This is a genomic window from Pseudomonadota bacterium (assembly GCA_016195085.1).
GTDB lineage: Bacteria > Pseudomonadota > Alphaproteobacteria > SHVZ01 > SHVZ01 > JACQAG01.
In genome coordinates, this window is sequence record JACQAG010000085.1 from 1 (window position 1) to 24,396 (window position 24,396).

At 66.5% G+C, this 24,396-nt stretch carries 25 protein-coding genes; 21 read left to right on the forward strand and 4 right to left on the reverse strand.

Annotated features, from left to right (window positions below):
• The first annotated feature begins 59 nt into the window (after positions 1-59).
• From HY058_21935 to dhaK, 14 genes are all read left to right on the forward strand, one after another.
• On the forward strand, positions 60-521 hold the full coding sequence (locus HY058_21935) for a tripartite tricarboxylate transporter TctB family protein (GenBank protein ID MBI3499966.1): 462 nt from the start codon (positions 60-62) through the stop codon (positions 519-521).
• Positions 522-533: 12 nt separating this feature from the next.
• Positions 534-2,054 carry a tripartite tricarboxylate transporter permease gene (locus tag HY058_21940; protein MBI3499967.1) on the forward strand — a complete coding sequence of 507 codons (1,521 nt, stop codon included), beginning with the start codon at positions 534-536 and terminating at the stop codon, positions 2,052-2,054.
• Positions 2,055-2,339: 285 nt separating this feature from the next.
• On the forward strand, positions 2,340-3,671 hold the full coding sequence (locus HY058_21945; GenBank protein ID MBI3499968.1) for a carbohydrate ABC transporter substrate-binding protein: 1,332 nt from the start codon (positions 2,340-2,342) through the stop codon (positions 3,669-3,671).
• Positions 3,672-3,798: 127 nt separating this feature from the next.
• Positions 3,799-4,761 carry a sugar ABC transporter permease gene (locus tag HY058_21950; protein ID MBI3499969.1) on the forward strand — a complete coding sequence of 321 codons (963 nt, stop codon included), beginning with the start codon at positions 3,799-3,801 and terminating at the stop codon, positions 4,759-4,761.
• Positions 4,758-5,711 carry a carbohydrate ABC transporter permease gene (locus HY058_21955; protein MBI3499970.1) on the forward strand — a complete coding sequence of 318 codons (954 nt, stop codon included), beginning with the start codon at positions 4,758-4,760 and terminating at the stop codon, positions 5,709-5,711. The genes HY058_21950 and HY058_21955 overlap by 4 nt, the downstream gene beginning before the upstream one ends.
• Positions 5,708-5,920: a hypothetical protein gene (locus tag HY058_21960; protein MBI3499971.1), complete on the forward strand. Its 213-nt coding sequence runs from the start codon at positions 5,708-5,710 to the stop codon at positions 5,918-5,920. Before HY058_21955 ends, HY058_21960 begins: the two co-directional genes overlap by 4 nt.
• A gap of 12 nt (positions 5,921-5,932) precedes the next feature.
• Positions 5,933-7,030: an ABC transporter ATP-binding protein gene (locus HY058_21965; GenBank protein ID MBI3499972.1), complete on the forward strand. Its 1,098-nt coding sequence runs from the start codon at positions 5,933-5,935 to the stop codon at positions 7,028-7,030.
• Positions 7,023-8,039, forward strand: a complete 1,017-nt coding sequence (locus HY058_21970; GenBank protein MBI3499973.1) for an ABC transporter ATP-binding protein — start codon at positions 7,023-7,025, stop codon at positions 8,037-8,039. The genes HY058_21965 and HY058_21970 overlap by 8 nt, the downstream gene beginning before the upstream one ends.
• On the forward strand, positions 8,017-8,739 hold the full coding sequence (gene dhaL / locus HY058_21975) for a dihydroxyacetone kinase subunit L (protein ID MBI3499974.1): 723 nt from the start codon (positions 8,017-8,019) through the stop codon (positions 8,737-8,739). Before HY058_21970 ends, dhaL begins: the two co-directional genes overlap by 23 nt.
• Positions 8,736-9,122: a PTS-dependent dihydroxyacetone kinase phosphotransferase subunit DhaM gene (locus HY058_21980; GenBank protein ID MBI3499975.1), complete on the forward strand. Its 387-nt coding sequence runs from the start codon at positions 8,736-8,738 to the stop codon at positions 9,120-9,122. The genes dhaL and HY058_21980 overlap by 4 nt, the downstream gene beginning before the upstream one ends.
• Before the next feature lie 22 nt (positions 9,123-9,144).
• Complete coding sequence (locus HY058_21985) at positions 9,145-9,483, forward strand: HPr family phosphocarrier protein (protein MBI3499976.1); 339 nt, start codon at positions 9,145-9,147, stop codon at positions 9,481-9,483.
• 82 nt (positions 9,484-9,565) lie between these two features.
• On the forward strand, positions 9,566-11,164 hold the full coding sequence (locus HY058_21990; protein ID MBI3499977.1) for a phosphoenolpyruvate--protein phosphotransferase: 1,599 nt from the start codon (positions 9,566-9,568) through the stop codon (positions 11,162-11,164).
• A gap of 37 nt (positions 11,165-11,201) precedes the next feature.
• Positions 11,202-11,630 carry a hypothetical protein gene (locus HY058_21995; GenBank protein MBI3499978.1) on the forward strand — a complete coding sequence of 143 codons (429 nt, stop codon included), beginning with the start codon at positions 11,202-11,204 and terminating at the stop codon, positions 11,628-11,630.
• Positions 11,631-11,667: 37 nt separating this feature from the next.
• On the forward strand, positions 11,668-12,660 hold the full coding sequence (gene dhaK, locus HY058_22000; protein ID MBI3499979.1) for a dihydroxyacetone kinase subunit DhaK: 993 nt from the start codon (positions 11,668-11,670) through the stop codon (positions 12,658-12,660).
• A 4-nt stretch (positions 12,661-12,664) separates the two neighbouring features.
• Here dhaK and HY058_22005 read toward each other — a convergent pair whose 3' ends face one another.
• Positions 12,665-13,987: an adenylosuccinate lyase gene (locus tag HY058_22005; protein ID MBI3499980.1), complete on the reverse strand. Its 1,323-nt coding sequence runs from the start codon at positions 13,985-13,987 to the stop codon at positions 12,665-12,667.
• 79 nt (positions 13,988-14,066) lie between these two features.
• Between HY058_22005 and HY058_22010 the strand changes: the two genes are divergently transcribed.
• The 7 genes from HY058_22010 to HY058_22040 all read left to right on the forward strand — a co-directional run bounded on the left by HY058_22010 (position 14,067) and on the right by HY058_22040 (position 21,265).
• Complete coding sequence (locus HY058_22010) at positions 14,067-14,567, forward strand: GNAT family N-acetyltransferase (GenBank protein ID MBI3499981.1); 501 nt, start codon at positions 14,067-14,069, stop codon at positions 14,565-14,567.
• Between the two features lie 40 nt (positions 14,568-14,607).
• Complete coding sequence (gene mtnA, locus HY058_22015; GenBank protein MBI3499982.1) at positions 14,608-15,717, forward strand: S-methyl-5-thioribose-1-phosphate isomerase; 1,110 nt, start codon at positions 14,608-14,610, stop codon at positions 15,715-15,717.
• A gap of 49 nt (positions 15,718-15,766) precedes the next feature.
• On the forward strand, positions 15,767-16,432 hold the full coding sequence (locus tag HY058_22020) for an SDR family NAD(P)-dependent oxidoreductase (GenBank protein ID MBI3499983.1): 666 nt from the start codon (positions 15,767-15,769) through the stop codon (positions 16,430-16,432).
• A gap of 22 nt (positions 16,433-16,454) precedes the next feature.
• On the forward strand, positions 16,455-17,168 hold the full coding sequence (locus HY058_22025) for an SDR family NAD(P)-dependent oxidoreductase (GenBank protein ID MBI3499984.1): 714 nt from the start codon (positions 16,455-16,457) through the stop codon (positions 17,166-17,168).
• 191 nt (positions 17,169-17,359) lie between these two features.
• Entirely contained in the window at positions 17,360-19,408 is a 2,049-nt protein-coding gene (locus tag HY058_22030) for a bifunctional aldolase/short-chain dehydrogenase (GenBank protein ID MBI3499985.1), read from the forward strand.
• Between the two features lie 160 nt (positions 19,409-19,568).
• Positions 19,569-20,474: an oxaloacetate decarboxylase gene (locus HY058_22035; protein MBI3499986.1), complete on the forward strand. Its 906-nt coding sequence runs from the start codon at positions 19,569-19,571 to the stop codon at positions 20,472-20,474.
• Between the two features lie 200 nt (positions 20,475-20,674).
• Positions 20,675-21,265 carry a DNA-3-methyladenine glycosylase gene (locus HY058_22040; GenBank protein ID MBI3499987.1) on the forward strand — a complete coding sequence of 197 codons (591 nt, stop codon included), beginning with the start codon at positions 20,675-20,677 and terminating at the stop codon, positions 21,263-21,265.
• 134 nt (positions 21,266-21,399) lie between these two features.
• On the opposite strand, the gene HY058_22045 is transcribed toward HY058_22040, so the two are convergent.
• The 3 genes from HY058_22045 to HY058_22055 all read right to left on the reverse strand — a co-directional run bounded on the left by HY058_22045 (position 21,400) and on the right by HY058_22055 (position 24,261).
• Positions 21,400-22,278 (reverse strand): ABC transporter permease, encoded by an 879-nt coding sequence (locus HY058_22045; protein ID MBI3499988.1) that lies wholly within the window; start codon positions 22,276-22,278, stop codon positions 21,400-21,402.
• Positions 22,275-23,078, reverse strand: coding sequence for an ABC transporter ATP-binding protein (locus HY058_22050; GenBank protein ID MBI3499989.1), 804 nt, complete (start codon positions 23,076-23,078; stop codon positions 22,275-22,277). Before HY058_22050 ends, HY058_22045 begins: the two co-directional genes overlap by 4 nt.
• A gap of 127 nt (positions 23,079-23,205) precedes the next feature.
• A complete protein-coding gene (locus HY058_22055; protein ID MBI3499990.1) occupies positions 23,206-24,261 on the reverse strand; it encodes an ABC transporter substrate-binding protein in 1,056 nt (351 codons plus the stop codon).
• Positions 24,262-24,396 lie beyond the last annotated feature (135 nt).

Genomic DNA, 24,396 nt, shown 5'->3' on the forward strand with positions numbered 1-24,396 from the left:
CCCTTGAGGGGGAGGGATGGGGAGGGGGGTATCCGATGGCCCTCGCGCGGGACTAAGCCATGGCCGACGCTCTGCTCGCCCTCGTCACCATTCTTGGCGCGTTCGTCTATCTCTATGCCGACTCGCGTCTGCCGAGCCTTGCCATCGGCGATCCTCTGGGCCCGAAGGCGTTTCCGGCCCTGATCGGCATCGGCCTGGTCTTGTCCGGGCTGCTCTTGGCCTTCGAGACCTGGCGGAAGCGCCGCCGCGTCGCCAAGAAGGCGCCGGTCACGCCTGAGGATCGGCGCCACCGCCTGATCCTCCTCGGCATGGCGGCGTGGACCGTCCTTTACTATGCCGCTTTCGAGCCGGTCGGCTATGTGCTGGCGACCGCGCTCTATCTCCTGGGCCTGCTCGCCTTCTTCAACCGTGGCCGGCATCTCGTCAATCTCGCGGTGGCGCTCTGCTTCACCGCTTTTGCCTATGCGGTCTTTGTGCGCTTCCTCGGCGTGCTGATGCCGGACGGATTGCTGGCGCTGTGAGGAGCCGGGTCCATGGATAGCCTGGACGGCATCCTGCACGGGCTTGCCGTCGCCGGACAGCCCGTCAATCTCCTCTACACGCTCCTCGGCGTGTTCATCGGCACGATGATCAGCCATCTGCCCGGCATCGGCCCGTCTGCCGGGATCGCGCTCCTCATCCCGGTCACCTTCGGCATGGATCCGCCGACGGCACTCATGATGCTGGCCGGGATCTATTACGGCTGCATGTATGGCGGCGCCGTGACCGCGATCCTCCTGAACACCCCCGGCGATGCGGCCGCGGTCATGACCGTGCTCGACGGTTATCCGTTGGCGCGCAAGGGCCGCGCCGGAGCCACGCTCGCCATCGCCGCGGTCAGCTCCTTCATTGCCGGCACCATGGGTGTGACGGCGCTCGCCTTCATCGCCATGCCGCTCGCCACCCTGGCGCTCCATTTCGGCCCGGCCGAGTATTTCGCCCTCATGCTCTTCGCGCTGACTACGGTGAGCGCCTTGACCGGAGATTCCATCGCCAAGGGCATGATCGCCTGCTTGGTGGGCCTGGCGCTGGCGACCGTCGGCATCGATCTGCAGAGCGGCACGGTGCGCTTCACCATGGGCTTCGTCGAGCTGCAGGACCGGGTGAGCTTCCTCGTGGTGGTCGTCGGCCTCTTCGCCATTGCCGAGGTGAGCCGCATGGTCGAGGGCACGCTCGAGGGCACCATGCACACGGTCAGGATCAAGGGGAGGTTGTGGTTCACGCCGGAAGAATGGCGTCTGGCGTGGCCCGCCATCTTCCGCGGCTCCGCCGTCGGCTTCTTCTGCGGGGCGGCCCCCGGCCTCGGCGGCACCATTGCCGCGATGCTCGCCTACATCACCGAGAAGAAGGTTTCCAAGCATCCCGAACGCTTCGGCCATGGTGCCATCGAGGGCGTGGCCGGGCCGGAGGCGGCGACCAATGCGGATACCTGCGGCGCCTTCGTGCATCTCCTGGCCCTCGGCATTCCCGGATCCGGCGCCACCGCCGTCATCATGGGCGCCTTCATCATGTACGGCATCCAGCCCGGACCGATGCTGTTCAAGACCCATCCCGACCTGGTCTGGGGCCTCATTGCCAGCATGTATGTGGGCAATGTCATGCTCTTGGTCTTGAACCTGCCCTTGGTCGGCGTCTTCGCCCGCGTGCTCTATGTGCCGCCGGCGATCCTCTTGGTCATCATCCTCGGCATCGCCTCGGCCGGGGTCTTTTCCTTCAACACCAACACCTTCGATCTCTATCTGGCGCTTTTTTTCGGGGCGCTCGGCTACGGCTTCCGCAAGCTCGACATCCCGAAGGCGCCGCTCATCTTCGGCCTCATCCTTGGCGGCATGCTGGAGCAATCCTTCCGCCAGGCGATGACCATCTCCGGGGCCAACCCGATCATCTTCGTCAAAAGCCCGATCGCGGCCTTCCTGCTCCTGTGCGCCATCGGCTCGGTGGTGGCCTCGCTGTGGACCAAGCGCAAGCCGCCGGTCGTCACCGCCCCAGCCGCGGCCATGGCGCAGGAGGAGTGAGCCGCAAGGCCGTACCCCAGCCGCCGAACACTCAACAATCACTGAACATAGCGGCTCCGTCGCCTACGGCCGGCCATGCCAGGGAATGACGTTTCGTCGTTTGTTCCCCCATTTCGCGCAATATTTGATCGATTTATCGGTGTGAATGCCGCCGATCCGACGCCGACCATTGACGCATGTTGAGTTTAGTATTATCAACTAAACTAAACATCAATGGACGGTCCCGACAGGGCACCGTCCCGCGGGCCGGACCGCATTATCCGGCATGAAGAAGGGAGAGAACGCATGACGAGGTCGAGCGTAGGCCTTTTGGCGAGCCTCATCGCCACAGCGGTCGCGATGGTGCCAGCGGACAGGGCCGAGGCTCAGGGCAAGTCCCTGACCCTCTGTTGGGCGGCATGGGATCCGGCCAATGCATTGGTCGAGCTGTCGAAGGACTTCACGACGCAGTCCAACATCCAAATGAAATTCGAGTTCGTCCCTTGGACGAGCTATGCCGATCGCTTCCTCAACGAGCTCAACACCAAGAGCAAGCTGTGCGATCTGATCATCGGCGACAGCCAATGGATCGGCGGCGCGGCGGAGCAAGGTCACTACGTCAAGCTCAACGACTTCTTCGCCAGGGAAGCCATCAAGATGGATGACTTCATGCCGGCGACGGTGCTCGGCTATTCGGAGTGGCCGAAGCATACGCCCAACTATTGGGCGCTGCCGGCAATGGCGGACGCGGTCGGTTGGACCTATCGCAAGGACTGGTTCTCCAGACCGGCGATCCAGGCCGAGTTCAAGCAGAAGCACGGCCGCGATCTGGCTCCGCCGAAGACCTACACCGAACTGAAGCAGATCGCCGAGTTCTTCCAAGGCCGCGAAATCGACGGCAAGAAGGTTTACGGCGCCTACATCTTCACCGAGCGCGGCTCGGAAGGCATCACCATGGGTGTCACCAACGTGCTCTATGACTTCGGCTTCCAGTACGAAGATCCGAAGAAGGCGTACAAGATGGAAGGCTTCGTCAACTCTCCCGATGCGGTGAAGGGGTTGGAATTCTACAAGGCGCTCTACAAGTGCTGCACCGCGCCCGGCATGACCAACGCCTACATGCAAGAGGGGCTCGATGCCTTCAAATCGGGCCAGGTGGCGATGCAGATGAACTGGTTCGCCTTCTTCCCCGGCCTCTACAAGGATCCCAATGTCGGCGGCGAGAAGATCGGCTTCTTCGTCAATCCGGCCGAGAAGCAGCATGCGACCCAGCTTGGCGGCCAGGGCATCTCGGTCGTTTCGTATTCCGAGCGCAAGGATGACGCGCTTCGCTACATCAAGTGGTTTGCCCAGCCCGACGTGCAGAAGAAGTGGTGGGCGCTCGGTGGCTACTCTGCCCATAAGGCCGTCGTCAATGATCCAAGCTTCCCGAAGAGCGCACCGTTCGCGCCCGACTTCCTCAAATCCATGGAGATCGTCGTCGATTTCTGGGCGGAGCCCGCCTATGCGGAGCTGCTGCTCGACATGCAGAAGCGCATCCATGACTACGTCGTAGCCGACAAGGGCACGGCCAAGGAGGCGCTCGATCTTCTGGTCAAGGACTGGGAGAAGGTCTTCAAGGAAGAAGGCAAGCTCTAGCCGCTCAGATCGCCTCCGCTCGAGTCGCCCCCGCACGGGATCGCTCCCCGCGCGGGGGAACTCGAGGCGGCGTCGCGAGGGACATGTCTTGCCCGACCTGCCCATTCGAGATCAAAGTGGCGTTTCCATGCACGAGGCTGCCGCCAGCGCGTCCGTTGCCGAACGTGTCGCCGCCGCGACGCCGGAGACGATCGTCCGGCGCGTGCGTGGCCTGTCGGATCGGGCGATCGCCTGGGTATTCGTCCTGCCGACTATGGCGCTGCTCCTCGCCATCAACATCTTTCCGTTGATTTGGACGATCCGGCTCTCCTTCACCAACTACCGGGTGAACCGCGCGAATGCGCCGCTCCGCTGGGTCGGCATCGACAACTATGTCAGCATCCTGACCGATCCCGACATCTGGAGCAGCATGCAGGTGACCGCTCGCTTCGTCTTCTGGACGATCGCGATCGAGACGATTCTCGGCTTCCTCCTCGCCGTTCTCATCGACCGCAAGTTCCGCGGCCACGGCTTCTGGACCACCGTCATTCTCATTCCGATGATGCTGTCTCCGGCCGTCGTCGGCAATTTCTGGACATTCCTCTATCAGCCGCAGATCGGCCTTTTCAACTACGCCGCCTCGTTCATCGCCGGCATCCCGCCGTCCTCGTTCCAGATGATCGGCGATGTCAGCCTGGCACCGTGGTCGATCGTGATCGTCGATGTCTGGATGTGGACGCCCTATGTAATGCTGATCTGCCTCGCCGGGCTCCGCTCCATTCCCGGCTACATCTACGAGGCAGCAGAGGTCGACCGGGCCTCGGCCTGGCGGCAGTTCTGGTCGATCACGCTCCCCTTGGCGCTGCCCTTCATCATGCTGGCGGTGCTGTTCCGCGGCATCGAGAACTTCAAGATGTTCGATATGGTCAATCTCTTGACCAATGGCGGTCCGGGATCGACGACAGAGCTCGCCTCCATCACTTTGAAGCGCGAAGCCTTCGAAAAGTGGCGGACAGGCTATTCCTCCGCCTTCGCGATCGTCCTCTTCGTCGCCATCTTCGGGCTTGCCAACATCTACGTGAAGGCGCTCAACCAGGTGAAGCAGCGATGAGCGGCGGCATCACCGCATATTCGGTCGTCGAGCCCAGCGCCTGGTCCAGGCGTGTGGCCGCGGCGTTGGTGGTGCTCTACGCGCTCGTCTCGATGGTGCCGCTCGTGTGGATCGTCATCACCGGCTTCAAGACGCCGCCCGATTCGATCGCCTATCCCCCGAAGCTGGTTTTTTCGCCGTCGCTGGAAGGCTACGTCAATCTCTTTACCACTCGCTCGCGGCAAACGCCGGAGTACATCCACAGCCTGCCGCCGGCGCAATCCTGGTACGAGGAGCTCGTGCGTTCCCGCAACATGGTGATCGCCGGACCGTCCAAATATCTGCCGCGCTACATCAACTCGCTCGTCATCGGTTTCGGCTCGACGTTCTTGGCGATCCTCTTCGGCACCGCCGCCGCCTATGCCTTCTCCCGCTTCAAGGTGCCGCTCAAGGACGATCTGCTTTTCTTCATCCTGTCGACCCGGATGATGCCGCCGATCGCGGTCGCCATTCCGATCTATCTCATGTACCGCGAGCTCGGCCTCACCGACACCAAGCTCGGCATGATCCTGCTCTATACCGCCGTCAATCTCTCGCTGGCGGTCTGGCTGCTCAAGGGCTTCATCGACGAGATTCCTCGGGAATACGAGGAGGCGGCGATGATCGACGGCTATACGCGCCTGCAGGCTTTCTGGAAGGTGGTTCTGCCACAGGCCTCGACCGGCATCGCGGCGACGGCGATCTTCTGCCTGATCTTCGCCTGGAACGAATATGCCTTCGCCGTGCTGCTGACCTCAGGCGAAGCGCAGACGACGCCACCATTCATTCCCTTCATCATCGGTGAAGGCGGACAGGATTGGCCCGCGGTGGCCGCCGGCTCCACGCTCTTCCTGATCCCGATCGTGGTCTTCACCGTGCTGCTGCGCAAGCTGCTCTTGCGCGGCATCACCTTCGGAGCGGTGCGTCGATGAGCGACCATCTCGATCAAGGGATGCTCAAGGGCTCGCCGCTCGCCCGAATCTTCCGGCGACGGCCTTGGGAGACCCTCGCGACGGTGCTGATCGCGACCGGCATCCTCATGCTGATGCAGCCGATATCCCTCGAGCTCTATACCCATTCCTTCGCCACCATTCTCTTCGGCACGGTGATGTTCATCATCGTCTCGAAGTTTCCCGACTGAGGCGCGCCTTCGATGGCCGAGATCAGAGTCGAAGCCCTGTGCAAGACCTTCGGCGATTTCCTCGCCGTCAAGGGTTCGACCTTCACGGTCGCGAGCGGGGAGTTCTTCTGCCTCCTCGGGCCCTCCGGCTGCGGCAAGACAACGACCTTGCGCATGATCGCCGGCCTGGAGCTGCCGACTTCGGGCCGTATCCTGCTTGGCGGCGAGGACGTGACCTTCCGACGCGCCGCCGAGCGCGACATCGCATTCGTCTTCCAGCTGTTCGCCCTCTATCCGCATATGAGCGTGCGCGCCAATATCGCCTTTCCGCTGAAGTGCCAGGGCATGCGCCGCGCCGAGATTCGCCCGGTGGTCGAGACCGCGGCCCGCATCCTGCGCATCACCAATCTCCTGGATCGACCGGTCTCGGGCCTCACCTCGGGCGATCGGCAGCGAGTCGCGCTCGGCCGCGCCATCGTGCGCCAGCCCAAAGCGTTCATGATGGACGAGCCGCTCGGCGCGTTGGACTCCGAGCTCCGACATATCATGATCGCGGAGCTGCGGATGCTGCACAATCGCCTCCAGGCGACGACGATTTATGTCACCCATGACCAGCTGGAGGCGATGGCCATGGCCGATAAGGTCGCGGTCATGAGCAAGGGCGAGATCGTGCAGCTGGGCACGCCGAAGGAGATCTATGAGCGGCCGGCATCGCTGTTTGTCGCGGATTTCATCGGCTCGCCCTCGATGAACTTCCTGGACTTTCGCTCCGGGCTTAGTAGGGGTACGGCCTCGATTCGGCTGGGCGAAGGCATCGTCGAGGTGCCGGAGATACACGAGGATCTGGAGGAGCGAGATCTCGTTCTTGGCGTCCGCCCCGAGCATGTACGGATCGCCGAGCGCGGCATCATGCCGGCGGACGTGTTCGGCACGGAATATCTCGGCACCATGCAGCTGGTGACGCTCGCCACCCCACACGGCATGCTGCGGGCGCGGATCGCGGCAAATGTGCCGGTCAGGCGAGGCGAGCGCGTCGCCGTGAATTTCCTCGCCCCCAAGCTATCGCTGTTCGAAAAGTCTTCGGGGCGAGCGGTTAGAACCGGTCGCGCGATGGGAGAGCTCCGTGGCTGAGGTCGTCATCCGGGGCGTGACCAAGCATTTCGGTCGCCTTGCCGCCGTCAGCGATCTCACGCTTGCGGTCGGCGACGGCGAGTTCGTGGCGCTACTGGGACCGACCGGAGCGGGTAAGACCACGACCCTGCGCTTGGTCGCAGGGCTGGAGCGGCCCGATGCCGGCTGCATCAGCATTGCCGGACGCGAGGTGACGCGGGCCTCGCCCGCCGAGCGCGACGTCACCTTCGTCTTTCAGCAATATTCGCTCTATCCGCATCTCACGGTGTACGACAATTTGGCGTTTCCGCTGCGTTCGCCGCTTCGCCGCCTGCCGGAGGAGGACGTCCGCCGGCGGGTCCACGAAGTGGCCGAGCTGCTTCGCATCGGCGCCAAGCTAAAGAACCGGGCGACCCAGCTCTCTGGTGGCGAAATGCAGCGTGTCGCCATCGGCCGCGCCCTCGTGCGCCGGCCTTCCGTCTATCTCATGGACGAGCCGCTGTCCTCGCTCGACGCCAAGCTCAGAGGCGAGTTGCGGCTGGAGCTGAAGCGCATCCAGCAGGATCTGGGCGCCACCATACTCTATGTGACACACGACCAGATCGAGGCTATGACCATGGCGACCCGCATCGGCGTGATCGAGCGGGGCCGGCTCGTCCAGCTCGATACGCCGCGCGAGATTTACGAGAACCCGAGAAACGTCCATGTCGCGGCCCGGCTCGGCCATCCCGGCATCAATCTTGTGCCGCGCAGCCTGTTTCCCGAGCTGGGCGCGCCCGGGGCGGCGACGGTGATCGGAGCACGCACCGAGCAGCTTGCGATCGCGAAGGCGGGTCCAGGGACCGCGCGCGGGCGGGTAACATGGATCGAGCATCTGGGTGACCGCAACCATCTGCACGTGCGGATCGGCGACAGCGAGGTCGTCACACTCGCCGATCCCGATGCCGAGCTCGGCGTCGGTGACGATGTATCGGTCGAAGTGGTAAGGCCGCTCTACTTCGACGCCAATGGTGACCGCATTGCCGCTTGACAATTTCACAGGAGCATCCGCGGGCGATGAATTCGGAGCGCCGATGCCGTCGGAGGGATTGATGTTGGCTGACCCCGCCGAGCGCCTGCGGGCGCTCAACGCCTGCGCCGATGTGGTGGCGCAGAACACGCGCTTGCTGACCGATCTAGACGCTGCGATCGGCGATGGCGACCACGGCACCAACATGAGCCGCGGCTTCAAGGCGCTCAAGGAGGCGGCGGAAGATCTCATTCAAGCCGCGCCCGGAGCGATGCTGCAGCGCGCCGGCACCATTCTCGTCGCCACCGTCGGCGGTGCCTCTGGGCCGCTTTACGGCAGCCTGCTGATGGCGATGGGCAAGGCGGCGGGAACGGCGGAGACGCTCGATCTGCCGTTGTTGACCGAGATGCTGAGCGAGGGGGTGAGCGCGGTCGGTCGTCGCGGCAAGGCGAGCCCGGGGGAGAAGACCTTGCTTGACGTGCTCGTTCCGGTCAGGGACGCGCTCAAGCAGTCGCTCGCCCACGGCGCCCGGCCCTTCGATCTCGCCCACAGGGTCGCCGACACGGCCGAGCAGGCTTTGGAGGCGACGCGACCGCTCAGGGCGACGAAAGGGCGCGCCTCGTTCCTGGGCGAGCGCAGTATCGGCCATCTCGATCCCGGCGCCGCCTCGGCCCGGCTGTTGGTCTCCGCGCTTTGCCAGCTCGTGGGAGAAGAGCGATGAGCCGAACCGTCGCAATCGTCGTCGTCTCCCATTCCTCGGATATCGCCAAAGGCACCGTCGACATGGTCCGGCAGATGGTCGGCGACAGCGTGCCTGTCGCCTGGTGCGGAGGCAATCCGGCCGGCGGTCTCGGGACCGACGTGAATGCCATCAAGAGCCGAATCGAGAGCGTATGGAGCGAAGCCGGCGTCGCGGTCCTGGTCGACCTCGGCGGTGCGGAGATGAACGCTGAAATGGCCATCGAAATGCTGGATGAGAAGCGGCGCGCCAAGGTCGTGCTGTGCGCGGCGCCGATCGTCGAGGGGGCGGTCATGGCGGCAACGCAAGCCTCGACCGGCAGCTCCTTGGATGAGGTGCGCGAAGCGGCGGAAGAAGTCGGCTGAAGGGTTCGAGGAGAGCGGAACGATGTCGAGATCGGGTTCCAAACCCAAGGAGGCGCCCGCAAGCCCGCCGGAGAATCCGGTGGGCACCGCGGCGCTGGTCGTTCCGCTGCGCAATGCGGTGGGATTGCACGCAAGGCCCGCGGTCAAGCTCACGCAGTTGGCAGCCCGCTTCGCCGCCACAATCGAGCTCAGGGTCGGAGAGGAGGGCGACTGGGTCGACGCGAAGAGCATCGTCCGGGTCATGGGCCTGAAGGCGCGGACTGGAACCGTGCTGCAGCTGCGCGCGGTCGGAGCCGACGCCGCCGAGGCTCTCGGCAACATCGAGAAGCTGGTGCTCGGTGACTTCGAACAGACATCCTGAGCCGAGCCGCCTGCGTCCGCCGGCCGCTGCCGGCCCCGAGGAGCGGGGCGCGGCATCGGCGCCGACGCGCGGCGAACGGACCTTGCCGGCGCAAATTGCCTCCCCGGGGCTTACCTGGGGCCCGGTCCGCCGGCTGGCCGCGGCGAGGTCTTGCGGCGTGGCCCAGCCGGAGCAGGGACCGCTTGGACCCGAGGTCGAATCCGAGAAGGTCCAATCCGCGCTCCGGCTGGCGCGCGCGCAGCTGGGCGAGCTCGCCCAGGACGGCAGCAGTCTCGCCGCCGACCTTCTGGCCTTTCAGATTGCGCTCACCGAGGACGCGGAGCTCACGCGCCCGGCGCTCGTTGCCATTGCCGCGGGCGAGGATGCCGGCAGGGCCTGGCGCGGGGCGCTGGACACCGAGATCGACGCCTACCGCCGGAGCGGCGACGAGTATTTCGCCCAGCGCGCCCAGGATCTCGTCGATCTGCGCGACCGCGTCTCCAGCCTCATCGATGGGGCTCTCACCCCGCCGCCCCCGCAAGAAGGCAGCATCCTCGTCGTCGACGAGCTCACCCCGTCGCGCTTTCTTGAGGTGGACTGGAAGCGCTACGCCGGCGTCGTATCGAGCGCGGGCGGCATCACCAGCCACGTCGCCATGCTGGCACGAGCGCGCGGCGTGCCGATGCTGATCGGACCGAAAGTGAGCAGCGTCGACACCGACGGCGGAACGCCGGCCATCCTCGATGCAGTATTGGGTGTGCTCATCCTCGACCCGGAGCCGGCGACCTTCGTCTCTTGCGCGGGGCGGCGTCGGGCGCGCGCCGGGAATGCGGCGGCGGCGCTATCGGCGGCCACCGCGCCTGCGATCTCCGCCAATGGGGTTCCCGTCGCTGTCTATCTCAACGTCGACGATCCAGGCCGGTTGGCCGCCGTCAGTCCCGATTTGTGCGATGGCATCGGGCTCACGCGCACTGAATTCCTGTTTCGCGCCGGCGAGGCCTTGCCGGACGAGGAAGCCCAGCTCCGCATCTACCGGCAATTGCTCGATTGGGCTGGCGGCAGGCCGGTCACCATCCGCACTTTGGACGCGGGCGGGGACAAGCCGATTCCCGGCTTGACGCCGGAGGGCGAGCAGAATCCGTTCCTGGGCGTGCGCGGCTTGCGTCTGTCGCTGCGTCGCCCGGAGATCTTCGCAGTGCAGCTGAGGGCGCTGGCGCGCGCGGCGCCGTCCGGCAACCTCAAGGTCATGGTGCCGATGGTGACGAGGCCGGAGGAGCTGGCGGCGGCGCGCATGATGATGGTCCGGGAGGTCGAGGCGCTCACGGCGCGCGGAATTGCCGCCGCCATGCCCGCCTTCGGCATGATGGTCGAGGTCCCGGCGGCGGCGCTTACCGCTGCGGACTTCGCCGCCGATTTTCTCTCCATCGGCACCAACGACCTCCTGCAGTATTTGGCGGCCGCGGGCCGCGATCGCGCCGAGCTCGCCGATCTGCAGGATCCCTTGCAGCCCGCCATGCTTGCGGTCATCGCGCAAGTCGCGGCGGCAGGGCGGGCCCGCGGCGTCGAGGTCAGCGTCTGCGGCGAGATGGCCGGGTTGCCCCATTGCGTGCCGGCGCTCCTGAAGGCGGGTATCCGCGCGCTTTCCGTCGCCGCGACGGCGGCGCCGGCAGTGAAGGCGGCGATCCGCGCCGCGGAGACGTAGCCCGATGAGCGGCACCGGCGATCCGGCCGCGGCGGCGATCCAGGCCGACGCGCCGCCGACGCGCCAAGCGCTGATCGGCGGCTACAAGGTGTTGCTCCGCCGCTACATCGACATGCGCCCCTCCGGCATGCGCCTGAAGATCGCCCGCGTGCTCGGCACGCATCGCAGCTTCGTCTCCCAGATCACCAACCCGAACGATCCCACACCGATTCCCGCCCGCCACCTGCCGGCCATCTTCGACATCTGCCACTTCTCCGATCGCGAGCGCGAGACCCTGCTCGCGGCCTACCTGCTGGCGCATCCGCGCCAGGCCCGCGAGCTCAGGCCCGGAGAGCCGGGGCACGCGCATTATCGGACCTTGCATGTGGAGATCCCCGTACTCGAGGATCCGGTCCGTCAGGCGAAGCTCGAAGCGTTGGTCCGCGACTTCGTCCAGCGAATCGTGTCCCTGCTGCAGAAGGAATGACCGCGTCCGGGGCGGTGGGTTCGAGGGGAGGTGCCGAATGAAAAAATTCATGAATACGGTCGAGGGAGTTCTGGCGGAGAGCCTCAAGGGATTCGCCTCTGCCCATCGCGACATCGTGCGCCTCAACGCCAAGCCGGCGGTGATCTTCCGCGCCGGCGGGGCGGTGCAGGGCAAGGTGGCCTTGGTTTCCGGCGGCGGCAGCGGCCATGAACCGCTGCATGCCGGCTTCGTCGGGCGCGGCATGCTGGATGCAGCATGCCCTGGGGAGGTCTTCACCTCGCCCACGCCCGACCAGATCGTGCTCGCCGCCGAGGGTGCTGCCGGCGGCGCTGGTGTCCTTTTCATCGTCAAGAACTATTCCGGCGACGTCATGAATTTCGAGATGGCGGCTGAGCTGTATGCGGGGGAGCACAAATCGGTGGTGATCAACGACGACGTCGCCGTCGAGGACAGCACCTACACCACGGGCCGCCGCGGCGTCGCCGGTACTCTCATCGTCGAGAAGATCGTCGGCGCCGCCGCCGAGGCGGGGGCCGACCTTCAGGCTTGCGCCGCCTTGGCGCAGAAGGTGAACGTGCGAACGGGCTCCATGGGCGTGGCGCTGACCAGCTGCACGGTACCGGCGGCGGGCCGCCCCACCTTCGATCTCGGAGCGGACGAGATGGAGATGGGCGTCGGCATCCATGGAGAGCCCGGGCGCCGTCGCGTCAAGCTGGCGTCCGCCGATGCGATCGCAAACGAGCTCGTGGCCGCCATCTGCGACAGCCTGAAGCCGAAACGCGGCGCAAAAGGGCTGCTCCTGGTGAACGGCCTCGGCGCCACACCGCTATTGGAGCTGACGCTGGTCTACGCCGCGGCCGAGCGGGCGCTCGGGGATTGCGGCGTCGACATCGCTCGCAGCTTGGTCGGGAACTACGTGACCTCGCTCGACATGGCGGGCTGCTCGGTCACCCTGACGCTGTTGGACGACGACATGCTGCGCCACTGGGGCGCACCCGTGCATACCGCGGCGCTCCGCTGGAAGCGCTGAGGCATCAGGCCGCGTTCGACACCGCGGCCTTGGCGCGGCCGAAGACGCGCTCGAAGATCGTATCCACCGCTTTCAGGTGGTAGCTGAGATCGAAGAGCTCGGTGAGCCGGTCGCCGACCAAGGCCTTCGCCACCTCTGGATCATCCGCGAGCCGCGCCTTGAAGCTGCCGCCCTCGCGCCAGGTCGCCATGGCGTGGCGCTGCACCGTCTCATAGGCGGCCTCGCGGCTCATGCCCGTTTGGGTCAAGGCCAACAGCACCCGCTGCGAGAAGACGAGCCCGCCCAAGCTATCGAGATTGGCGCGCATGCGCTCGGGATAGACCACGAGCTCGTCGACGAGGCGGGCGAGCCGCGTCAGCGCGAAATCAAGCGTGACGGTCGTATCGGGCGCGATCATGCGCTCGACCGAGGAATGGCTGATGTCGCGCTCATGCCAGAGTGCGACGTTCTCCAAGGCCGGCACCACGGCCGCGCGCACCACTCGCGCCAGCCCCGACAGGTTCTCGCTCAAGACCGGGTTGCGCTTGTGCGGCATCGCCGAGGAGCCCTTCTGGCCGGGAGAGAAATACTCCTCCGCCTCGCGCACTTCGGTGCGCTGCAGATGGCGGATCTCGGTCGCCAGCCGTTCCACACCGCTCGCGATCACCGCCAAGGTGGCGAAGTAGAAGGCATGGCGGTCGCGCGGGATCACCTGGGTGGAGATAGGCTCGGGGGTGAGCCCGAGCTTAGCCGCCACATGCGCCTCGATGCGGGGATCGACATTGGCGAAGGTGCCGACCGCGCCGGAAATAGCGCAGGTGGCGATCTCGCTCCGCGCCGCCTCGAGCCTGGCACGGTTGCGGGCGAACTCGGCATAGTGCCCGGCGAGTTTCAGGCCGAAGGTGGTGGGCTCGGCATGGATGCCGTGACTGCGGCCGACGCAGACGGTGAGCTTGTGCTCCCGCGCCCGACGTTCGAGGGCCTTCAGGAGCTGGTCGAGATCGGCCAGGAGGATGTCGGTTGCCTCTTTCAGCTGCACGGCAAGGCAGGTGTCGAGCACGTCGGAGGAGGTCATGCCCTGGTGCAGGAAGCGCGCTTCCGGCCCGACATGCTCGGCCACACTGGTCAAGAAGGCGATGACGTCGTGCTTGGTCGTGCGCTCGATCTCGTCGATCCGCGCCACGTCGAACCCGCCCTTCCGCCAGATCGCCTCGGCTGCCGCTTTCGGCACGATGCCGAGCTCGGCCATGGCGTCGGCCGCATGCGCCTCGATCTCAAACCAGATCCGGTAGCGGTTCTCCGGCTCCCAGATGCGGGCCATCTCCGGCCGGGAATAGCGGGGAATCATCCTCAATGCCTTCGCCTCGTGTGCGACACATTCTAGCAGCCGCCACAGCTCTTATGAAGTAAGCTCGCGGCCCGCTGCCATGAGCCAAGCAAAGCGACCATCGTTGCGAATCGAGCCCTATCGGCCGGAGGACCGGCCGGCGGTGATCGGCTTTATGGATGCGATCCAGGAGCATGAGCGGAGGATGGTGCCGGAGCTGAAGCCGGGCAACGAGATCGGCCGTTTCCACACCGATCGCGTCCTCCGCAAGGTCGCCCTGCGCCACGGCGTGGCGCTCATGGCCAAGGCCGATGGCGAAGCCGTCGGCTTCGCCTCCGCCTGGGTCGATATCGACGATGATCCGCTGCTCAAGGACGAGGCGCAGGGCCAGGGTTACGTCTCCGACATTTACGTCGTGCCGGAATGGCGACGGCGAGGCGTGGCCCGTCTGCTGCTCGGCCGCTTGGATGAGGCCATGCGCGAACGCGGCTGCCGGCGGATGGCGATCTGCTCCAAGGCGGCGAACTTCATGGCGGTGCAATGCTACGCAGCCGTCGGCTATCGACCCTACGAAGTCATCCTCTGGAAGCCGCTGGCATAGCGATATTGCCCGCTGGAAGGCCAGATCCTAGGATGCGCCCATGAAAGTGAAGGGCACGCCCTATCGCACCATCTGGCCGTCAGCGGACGGCGAGACGGTCGAGGTGATCGACCAGACCTTGCTGCCGCATCGCTTCGAGACCGTGCGGCTCGCCGGCCTGGAGGCGGCGGCGCATGCCATCCGCGCCATGCTCGTGCGCGGTGCCCCGCTCATCGGCGCCACCGCCGCCTATGGCTTGGCGATGGCAATCCGCGAAGACACATCGGATGCAGCCCTCGATCGCGCCTATGCGATCCTGCTGGCGACGCGGCCGACGGCGATCAATTTGCGCTGGGCCCTGGACGATGTAAGCGGCCGCGTGCGCAAGCTGGCGCCCGCGGTGCGCGCCAAATCCGCCTGGCGCCGCGCCGGCGAGATCGCGGACGAGGACGTGGCGATCAACCGCGCCATCGGCGAGCATGGCCTTAAGATCATCGAGGATTTGGCGGCGAAGAAGCCGAAGGGCGAGCCGGTCAACATCCTCACCCACTGCAATGCCGGCTGGCTCGCTACGGTCGATTGGGGGACGGCGACGGCGCCGATTTATCTCGCCCATGACGCCGGCATTCCCGTGCATGTCTGGGTCGATGAGACCAGGCCGCGCAACCAGGGCGCGGGCTTGACCGCCTGGGAGCTCGGCAATCACGGCGTGCGCCACACCGTCATCGTCGACAATGTCGGCGGCCATCTGATGCAGCATGGAATGGTCGACATGGCGATCGTCGGCACCGACCGCACCACGGCGGCGGGCGATGTCTGCAACAAGATCGGCACCTATCTCAAAGCGCTGGCGGCGAAGGACAATGGCGTGCCCTTCTATGTGGCCCTCCCGTCCCCGACCATCGACTGGTCGATCGCCGACGGGCTCACGGAGATCCCGATCGAGGAGCGCGCCGGCAAGGAGGTCTCCCACATCGCCGGGCGCGGGCCCGAGGGTGCGCGGGTCGAGGTGCAGCTCATCCCCGACGGCAGCCCGGTCGCCAATTACGGCTTCGATGTGACGCCTTCGCGATTGGTGACCGGCCTCATCACCGAACGGGGCGTGGCACCCGCCAGCCGGTCCGGTCTCGCCGGTCTCTTCCCGGAGCGCCGGGCGAGCGCGGCCGAGTAAGCAAGGGCGGGGCCATCCCTTGACCCAAGCCTGCGACCCACGCGTCGCCATGATCTCCGGCGCCAATCGCGGCATCGGGGCGGCGATCGCTCGGGCATTGGCCGAGCAGGGCTGGCGCTTGAGCCTCGGCGTGCGCGAGCCGAAGAAGCTTGGGAGCGCGCACTTCGCCCATCGCTACGAGGCGCTGGATGCCAAGAGCGAGCGCCTATGGGTGGATGCCACCACGGAGCGCTTCGGGCGCATCGATGCGGTCATCGCCAATGCCGGCATTCTCTCGACCAAGAGCGTGGTTGAAGCCGGCGACGACGACGTCGATGCAATCCTCGAGGTCAACGTGAAGTCGCCCTTGCGGCTGGTGCGCGCGGCTTGGCCGCATCTGGCAAAGAGCGGAAAGGGCCGCGTCGTCGTCATCTCCTCCTTGTCGGGCAAGCGGGTCAAGGCCGCCCAGACCGGCCTCTATGCGGTTAGCAAGTTCGCAGCCCTAGGGCTCGCCCATGCGGTGCGCCACGCCGGTTGGGAGGTGGGGATCCGCACGACCGCGATCTGCCCCGGGCCGGTTGCGACCGACATGATCCGCGCAATTTCCACCTTGAGCCCGTCGGAGATGACCCGACCCGAGGATCTGGCGAAGCTCGTGCTGCTCGTCCTCGATCTCCCCAACACCGCCAGCCTGTCGGAGATTCCGGTGAACGCCCTCATCGAGGGCGGCTATTGAAATCGCCTTGGAGTGAAACCCCATGACTCAAGCCCGTGAAGCCCGCGTCGTCATGATCTCCGGTGCGGCCCGCGGCATCGGCCTCGGCATCGCCCGCGTGCTGGCCGAGCGCGGCTGGCAATTGAGCCTGGGCGTGCGCGAACCGGCCAAGCTGCCGGCAGCACTGACCGCTAAGCCGCACATGGCGCATCGCTACGAGGCGCGGGACGTGAAGAGCGGACAGGAATGGGCCGAGGCGACAGCGGGGCGCTATGGCCGCATCGACGCGGTGGTGGCCAATGCCGGCATCATCATCCGCAAATCCGTGGTCGAGGCCAGCGACGAGGACGTGGACCAGATCCTCGACGTCAATGTGAAGGCGCCGTTGAGACTCGCCCGCGCCGCCTGGCCGTGGCTCACCAAATGCGGCCAGGGCCGCGTCGTCACCATCGCCTCGCTCGCCGCCAAGCGGGTGCCGCGCGCGCCCTCGGGCCTCTACTCCGTCAGCAAGTTCGCCGCCCTCGGCCTCTCCCATGCGATCCGCCATGCCGGCTGGGATTCCGGCATCCGCGCCATCGCCATCTGCCCGGGCTTCGTTGCCACCGACATGACGGCGTCCATGACCACGCAATACCCGGCCGAGAAGATGACCCAGCCCGAGGACATCGGTCGCATCGTGGCGCTCGCCCTCGATCTCCCCAACACCACCAGCATCTCCGAGATCCCGGTCAACTGCCAGCTCGACCCGTCCTATTGAGTTGGCTGGAGCCGGCAGCCCCCACCCCAACCCTCCCCCCGCGCGCTGGGGGAGGGAGTAAAAGAGCGCCTTGCTCCCTCCCTCGCCGTTAGGCGGGGGAGGGCTGGGGTGGGGGCATCTGGCGAGGCGGCGCTTGACGGCGGGGCCGGATTTCCGTTGAGTGCGGCCGCCATCCATAAGAGAGATCCGCGATGCAGAGCCAGTGGAACGACCGCGATGCCGAGCGCATGGTGAAGCACTACGGGGCGGCGGGAATCGGCCGCGAGCTGGCGCTCCGCGTCTACACCACAAGGCTCCTGGGCCAGGATCCGGCCCTCGTCCTTCATGGCGGCGGCAACACCTCGGTCAAGACCAAGGCGCGCGATCTCCTGGGCGAGGAGGTGGAGGTGCTCTGCGTCAAGGGCAGCGGCTGGGACATGGGCAATATCGAGCCGCCGGGCCTGCCCGCCGTGCGCCTTGCCGCCTTGCGCAAGCTGGAACGCCTGGAGCGGCTCTCCGATGAGGACATGGTCAACTTCCAGCGCGGCCAGCTCCTGGATGCGAATGCGCCCAACCCCTCGGTCGAGACCTTGCTGCACGCCTTCCTGGCCGGCAAGTTCATCGACCACACCCATTCGACCGCGGTGCTCGCCATCTCCGACCAGGCGGACGGCGAAGCGCGCCTGAAGAAGCTTTTCGGCGCCGATCTCGCCGTAGTGCCCTACATCATGCCGGGCTTCCTCTTGGCCAAGCGCGCTGCCGAGGTCGCCCGCGCCCATCCCAAGGCCTACGGGCTGGTGCTGCACAAGCACGGCATCTTCACCTTCGGGGCGAGCGCGCGGGAGGCCTATGAGCGCATGATCGAGGCGGTGAGCCGCGCCGAATCCGCGCTCGAACGCGGCAAGAGGAGCGCCTTCGCATCCGTCAAGCTGCCGCGGAAGCTGGCATCCCTGGCCGAGATCGCGCCCGTGCTCCGCGGACTGACGGCGATCGGGGCCGAGCGCCGCCCGATGATCATGGACTTCCGCTCGAATGCGAAGATCCTGGCTTACGCGAACGGAAGCGAGGTCGGCCGCTACAGCCAGGCGGGCGTGGTCACCCCCGACCACACCATCCGCACCAAGAATTCGCCCTTGCTGCTGCCCGCACCGGAAGCCGGCAAGCGCGCCGAGTTCGCCGAGCGCGCCAAGGCGGCGGTCGACGGCTTCGTTGCCGACTATCACCGCTATTTCGAGCGCAACAACAAGAAGGCCCTGGGCAAGAAGAAGGAGCTCGACCCGATGCCCCGGGTGATCCTGGTGCCGGGAATGGGGCTCTTCGGCCTGGGCAAGACCGCCAAGGATGCGGCCATTGCCGCCGACGTGGCTGGGAACGCCATCGACACCATCGCCGCCGCCGAACGCATCGGCCGCTTCCAGAGCATCTCCGAATGGGAGATGTTCGAGGTCGAGTATTGGTCCTTGGAGCAGGCGAAGCTCGGCAAGGCCGCCGACAAGCCCTTCACCGGCCGGGTGGTGCTGGTGACCGGCGGCGGCGGCGGCATCGGCGCCGCCACGGCCGAGGCGTTTGCCCGCGAGGGGGCCGAGGTGGCGGTGCTGGATCGCGACGACAAGGCCGCCGCCGAAATCGCGAAGAAGCTCGGCGGCAAGGCAATCGGCCTCGCCACCGACGTGACCGACGCCGCCCAAGTGCGCGTCGCCTTCGATCGCGTCGTCGAGCGCTTCGGCGGCATCGACGTGGTCGTTTCCAATGCCGGTGCCGCCTGGCAGGGCCGCATCGGCGAGGTCGACGAGGCGACCCTGCGCGCCAGCTTCGAGCTCAACTTCTTCGCCCATCAGAGCGTGGCGCAGAACGCCGTCCGGGTCATGCGCCAGCAGGGCATCGGCGGCGCGCTGTTGTTCAACGTCTCCAAGCAGGCGGTCAATCCTGGCCCGGACTTCGGGCCTTATGGCCTGCCCAAGGCCTCCACGCTCTTCCTGTCGCGCCAATACGCGCTCGAATATGGCGGCGACGGCATCACGGTCAACGCCGTCAATGCCGACCGGGTGCGCACCGGCATCTTCAAGGACGGGCTCCTGGAGGCGCGCGCCAAGGCCCGCGGGGTGACGGTCGAGCAATATCTCTCCGACGGCAATCTCTTGAAGCGCGAGGTCAAGGCCGGCGACGTGGCGGATGCCTTCGTCTTCCTCGCCCGCGCCCAGAAGACCACCGGTGCGGTCATCACCGTCGACGGCGGCAACATCGCCGCGGCGCTTAGGTAATACCGTGCAATCCTGCGGCCGCCCCTCACCCTAACCCTCTCCCCATGGGAGAGGGGATAGGATCAAGACTCGTCCTCCGACTCCCTCTCCCATGGGGAGAGGGACGGGGTGAGGGGAAGCGGCAGAGGCGAGCAAGTCATTTGTCGAGGAGCACGAGCCCATGAAGCGCACCACCCAGTTCCGCCGCTTGCTGGACTCCAAGGAGATCCTGGTGCTGCCCGGCGTGCACGATGCCTTGGGTGCCCGCATCGCCGAGCGCGTCGGCTTCAGTGCGGTCACGTGCGGCGGCTATGGTGCCACCGCCACGCTTCTGGGCGCGCCGGACACCTCGCTGTTGAGCCTCTCGGAGATGGCGGACAACTACGCCCGCCTCGGCGAGGCCACCGCGTTGCCGCTCTTCGCCGATGGCGACACCGGCTTCGGCAACGTGACCAACGTGGCGCGCACCGTCAGGGCCTATGAGCGGGCCGGTGTGGCCGGGCTCTTCATCGAGGACCAGGTGTTTCCCAAGCGCTGCGGCCACATGGCCGGCAAGGACGTGATCCCGGCCGAGGAGATGGTGGCGAAGCTGAAATCGGCCTTGGACGCCCGCGTCGACGGCGAGCTCGTCATCTGCGCCCGCACCGATGCCGCCGCCGTGCTGGGCTTGGACGAGGCGATCCGGCGCGCCCAGCTCTACCGCGCGGTCGGCGTCGACATGATTTTCGTCGAGGCGCCGGCCGACATCGAATCCATGCGCCGGATCTGCCGCGAGATCGACGGTCCCCAGCTCGCCAACATGATCGAGGGCGGCAAGTCGCCGTTCTTGACCGCCGCCGAGCTCGAGGCTGTGGGCTTCGCCGCCGTCGCCTTCCCGGTGGGCGCGACCTATGCCGTGGCCCAGGCCCTGACCGACTATCTCGGAACCCTCGCCCGTGAGGGCACCACCACGTCGATCGCCGCCAAGCTTCCGGATTTCGAGACCTTCAATCAGCTCGTCGGTCTCTCCGAGCTCCGCCGCCGCGAAGCCCAGTACCAGGATTTCGCCCGCGCCCTGACGCAGAAGCCGGCGAAGAAGGCGGGGTAGCGTGCTTTGCTGACCCTCACCCTCCCGCGAGAACGCGGGCCCCTCCCTCTCCCGCGGTGCGGGAGAGGGGCCTATGCGCGAGACCGTCATAGCCCCTCTCCCGCACCGCGGGAGAGGGTGCCGAGCGCCAGCGAGGCGGGTGAGGGTCTGCAGATCGCAAACTGGTGATCCAAGCGACGACGGGCTCGATCCCATCTGCCATGCGCCATCTGAAGCGCTCGGAGCTGCCGGCGGACACGGTGGCGCTGGCGCGCTTCCTGGTGGGCAAGCTGGTGGTGCGGGTCCTGCCGAAGCAGATCCTGGTCGGCCGCATCGTCGAGACCGAGGCCTATCTGGTGGGCGATGCCGCCTGCCATGCCTTTCGCGGCATGACGGAGCGCAACCGCTCGCTCTTCCTCGAGCGCGGCCATGCCTATGTCTATCTGGCCTATGGCGTCTCCTGGATGCTGAACGTGGCGGGCGAGAGTCCCGGCATCGGCACCGGCGTGCTCATCCGCGCCCTCGAGCCGCTCGAAGGCATTGCCGCCATGCAGAAGCATCGCGGTGTTACGCGCTTGGCCGATCTGGCACGCGGACCCGGCCGCTTGGCCCAGGCGCTCCGCATCGATCGCGGCTTGGACGGCATCGATCTTTGCCGCAAGGGTCCGCTCACTCTGGCCCGCGACGAAGGCGAGCCAGGCGTCCTCGGCGAGAGCGTGCGCATCGGCATCACCCGCGACGCCGACCGCGTGCTCCGTTTCTACGTGAAGGACTCGCCCTTCGTCAGCGGCCCGAAACGGCTCAACCGGTGATCAAGATCGTACCGCCGAGGACGCAGAGGAGGCGCAGAGGAACGAGTGAGCAATGAGTCGAGGCGCTCCGCGCAGGACCCGTATCGCCGCCGCGCCCTCAGCGACTTCTCCGCGCCCTCTGCGGTGGATTTTCCTTACCCGCCTCTTTGGTAATGCCCCTGCCAGCGCAGGAGATAGGCCTGCAGGCGGCGGATGATGCTGGCGAGCGCCACGCCGATCGCCATCAGCACGAAGAGGGCCACCATCATGTCGGTGGAATCCGCCCTTGCCTCGGCCTCGACGATCATCTTGCCCAGCCCGCGCTCGGCGCCGATGAACTCGCCGACGATGACGCCTATGAGCGAGAAGGAAATCGCCGGCGTCAAGGCGGCAAACACCCAGGCCAAGGTCGAGGGCACCACCACGGTCAGCGCCACCTGCCATTCGCTGGCGCCGAGCAGCCGGGCCGCATTCACCTGGTCGCGGTCGACGGCGCGGGCACCCTCGAAGGTGTTGAAGAACACCACGAAGAAGACGATGACCCAGGCCGTCATGATCTTCGAGAGATCGCCCAGCCCGAAGATGAGGATGATGAGCGGCACCAGGGCGATCCGGGGCAGCGAGTTGAAGGCGACGATGTAAGGCTCGAAGATCCGGGCGAGGAGCTGGGAGCGCCCGAGCACGATGCCGGCCAAGACGCCGGAGCTGACGCCGACGACGAAGCCCCAGAAGGTGTTGCGCAAGGTGGCGCCGGTGGCGAGCCAGAGATTGCGCTGATTGCCGGTGAGGCATTGGCTGAAGGCGCCGTCCTGGGAGAGGAGCCAGGCGCCGCTGCGGTCGGTGAAGCAGGCGGCGCGCAGCAGGCGCTCCCAGATGCGCGAGGGCTGCGAGAAGAAATAGGGATCGATGGCGGCCGGGATCGGCCAGCCCCGGTCGCGGAGCGCCGGGCCGAATTCCCAGAGAAGGAGCACGGATGCCAGGATCGCCAAGCGCCAGAGAGCGACCGTCCAAGCATCCCGGTCGCGCCCCTTCATGCGGCCCGTCCTTTGCGGAATTCCTCGCCGAGGGAATGCCAGATGCTGGTGTAGGCAGCGCCGAACTCCGGGGTCTCGCGCAAGGAGACCGCGTCTCGCGGGCGTTTGAAGCCGACGGCGAAACTCGCCTTCAGCCGGCCGGGCCGCGCCGACAACAGGATTATGCGGTCGGCCAGGGTCAGGGCCTCGCCCAGATCATGGGTCACGAACAGCACGGTCTGGCGCTGGCGCTCCCAGATCTCCAGCAGGATTTTGTGCATCTCGAGCTTGGTGTGGGTGTCGAGCGCGCCGAAGGGCTCGTCCATCAAGAGGATCTCAGGCCGGGTGATGAGCGTGCGCATGAGGGCGACGCGCTGGCGCATGCCGCCCGAGAGCGCCGAGGGGAAGGCGTGGGCGAAGCCGTCGAGCCCGGCTGATTGGATCGCCTCGGCGACCCGGCGCCTTCGCTCTTCGCGCTTGGTGCCGGCGATCTCCAGGCCGTAGCCGACGTTGCGGGCGACCGTACGCCAGGGAAACAGCGTGTCCCGCTGGAAGACGTAGCCGATCTGCGCGTGCGCTTCGCCGGGTATCGAGGCCTTGCCGTCGATCAGGATGTCGCCGCCGTTCCAGGCGATGAGGCCGGCGATCATGTTGAGGATGGTGCTCTTGCCGCAGCCGGACGGGCCCAAGAGTGCCACGAACTCGCCCTCGGCAATGGCGAAGCTCACCTGGTCCACCGCCGGAATCTCCGCACCCTCCAGGTAAAACCGCTTGGTCAGGCCGCGCACCTCGATGCGGGAGCGGGGGGAGGATTGTGTCATCGGCTTGGCCGGTGTGCCCCCACCCCGACCCTCCCCCACTTGCATGGGGGAGGGAGCAAGAATGTCGTGCTCCCTCCCCCATGCGTCAGCGTGGGGGAGGGTCGGGGTGGGGGCAGTCGCAAGGCGCTCAGCCGAATTTCTTCCGGGCGTTCTCGAGGAAGCGGGCATCGACGGCATCGGCGAAGGCGACCGGCTGGATGTCGGTGCCGTCGCGGAAGAAGACCGGGGCGGCGGTCTTGTATTCGGCCTCGCTGATGGTGCCGGCGTAGTGCCAGGCGGCCTTGTAGTAGCCCATCTCCAGCTTCGCCGATTCCGGGTTGAGGTCGCCCAGATATTTCGGCCCGATCTTGGCGAGGATCGCGTCGACCGAGTTCGTCTTCAGCCACTGCATGGATTTGTAGATGGCGTTCATATAGGCCTGCACCATCTCCGGCTTCTCACGGATGGTGCTCAACTGCGCGTAGACGACCGTGGTCGGCATCGGCCCGCCGAAGGCCTTGTCCCAGGTGGCCTTGTCGAGCACGTTGTAGATGGTCTTGCCCCAGCCATGGGACTCGGCGTCGTAGATCCAGTTCGGCAGCGCCATGATCGCGTCGAACTGCTTCGACTTGAGCCCGCCCAGCATGGTCGAGGTGGAGCCGCCGGCGACCCAGTTGATGTTGTCGCCCACCCCCAGGCGCTCGAAGATGAAGCTGCCATACATCCAGGTGCCCGACCCGATGGCGGTCGCCGCCACGATCGGCTTCGCCCCATCGGCACGCTTCCAGCGGCCGAGCTTCTCCACCGTGTCGATGCCCTGGTCGAAGAGGTCCTTGCGCACGACGATGTTGGCATAGGAGCAGACGGTCTCGCTCGCCATCAGGATCCTGGCCGGCCGGCCGCGGTTGCTGATCTGCAAGGGGTGCGTGGTGTCGCCATGGCCGAACTGCGCTTCGCCCGCCGCCAGGATCTGGCGCGCCTTGGCGCCGCCGTCGGGGATCTGCAGCTTGAGATCGATGCCCTCCTCCTTGGCGAAGCCCATGACGTCGGCCACCATGTTGGGCGCATAGATCGAGCCCGCCGGCCCGAAGGTGGCGACCACCGGCGTCGGCGCCGTCTGCGCCAGGGCACCGGTGCGGGCAAGCGCGCCGGCCGCCCCCATCGCGGTCAAGCCTTGCAGCACGGTTCTGCGGTCGATGGTCATGGCGTTCCTCCCGAGAATTCTTTGATCGGCAGTTTACGCGGGGAGAGCGGCGGAAGGCGAGATCGTAGGCGTGGCCGAATGCCCCCACCCCAACCCTCCCCCACGCTGACGCATGGGGGAGGGAGTAACAGTGTC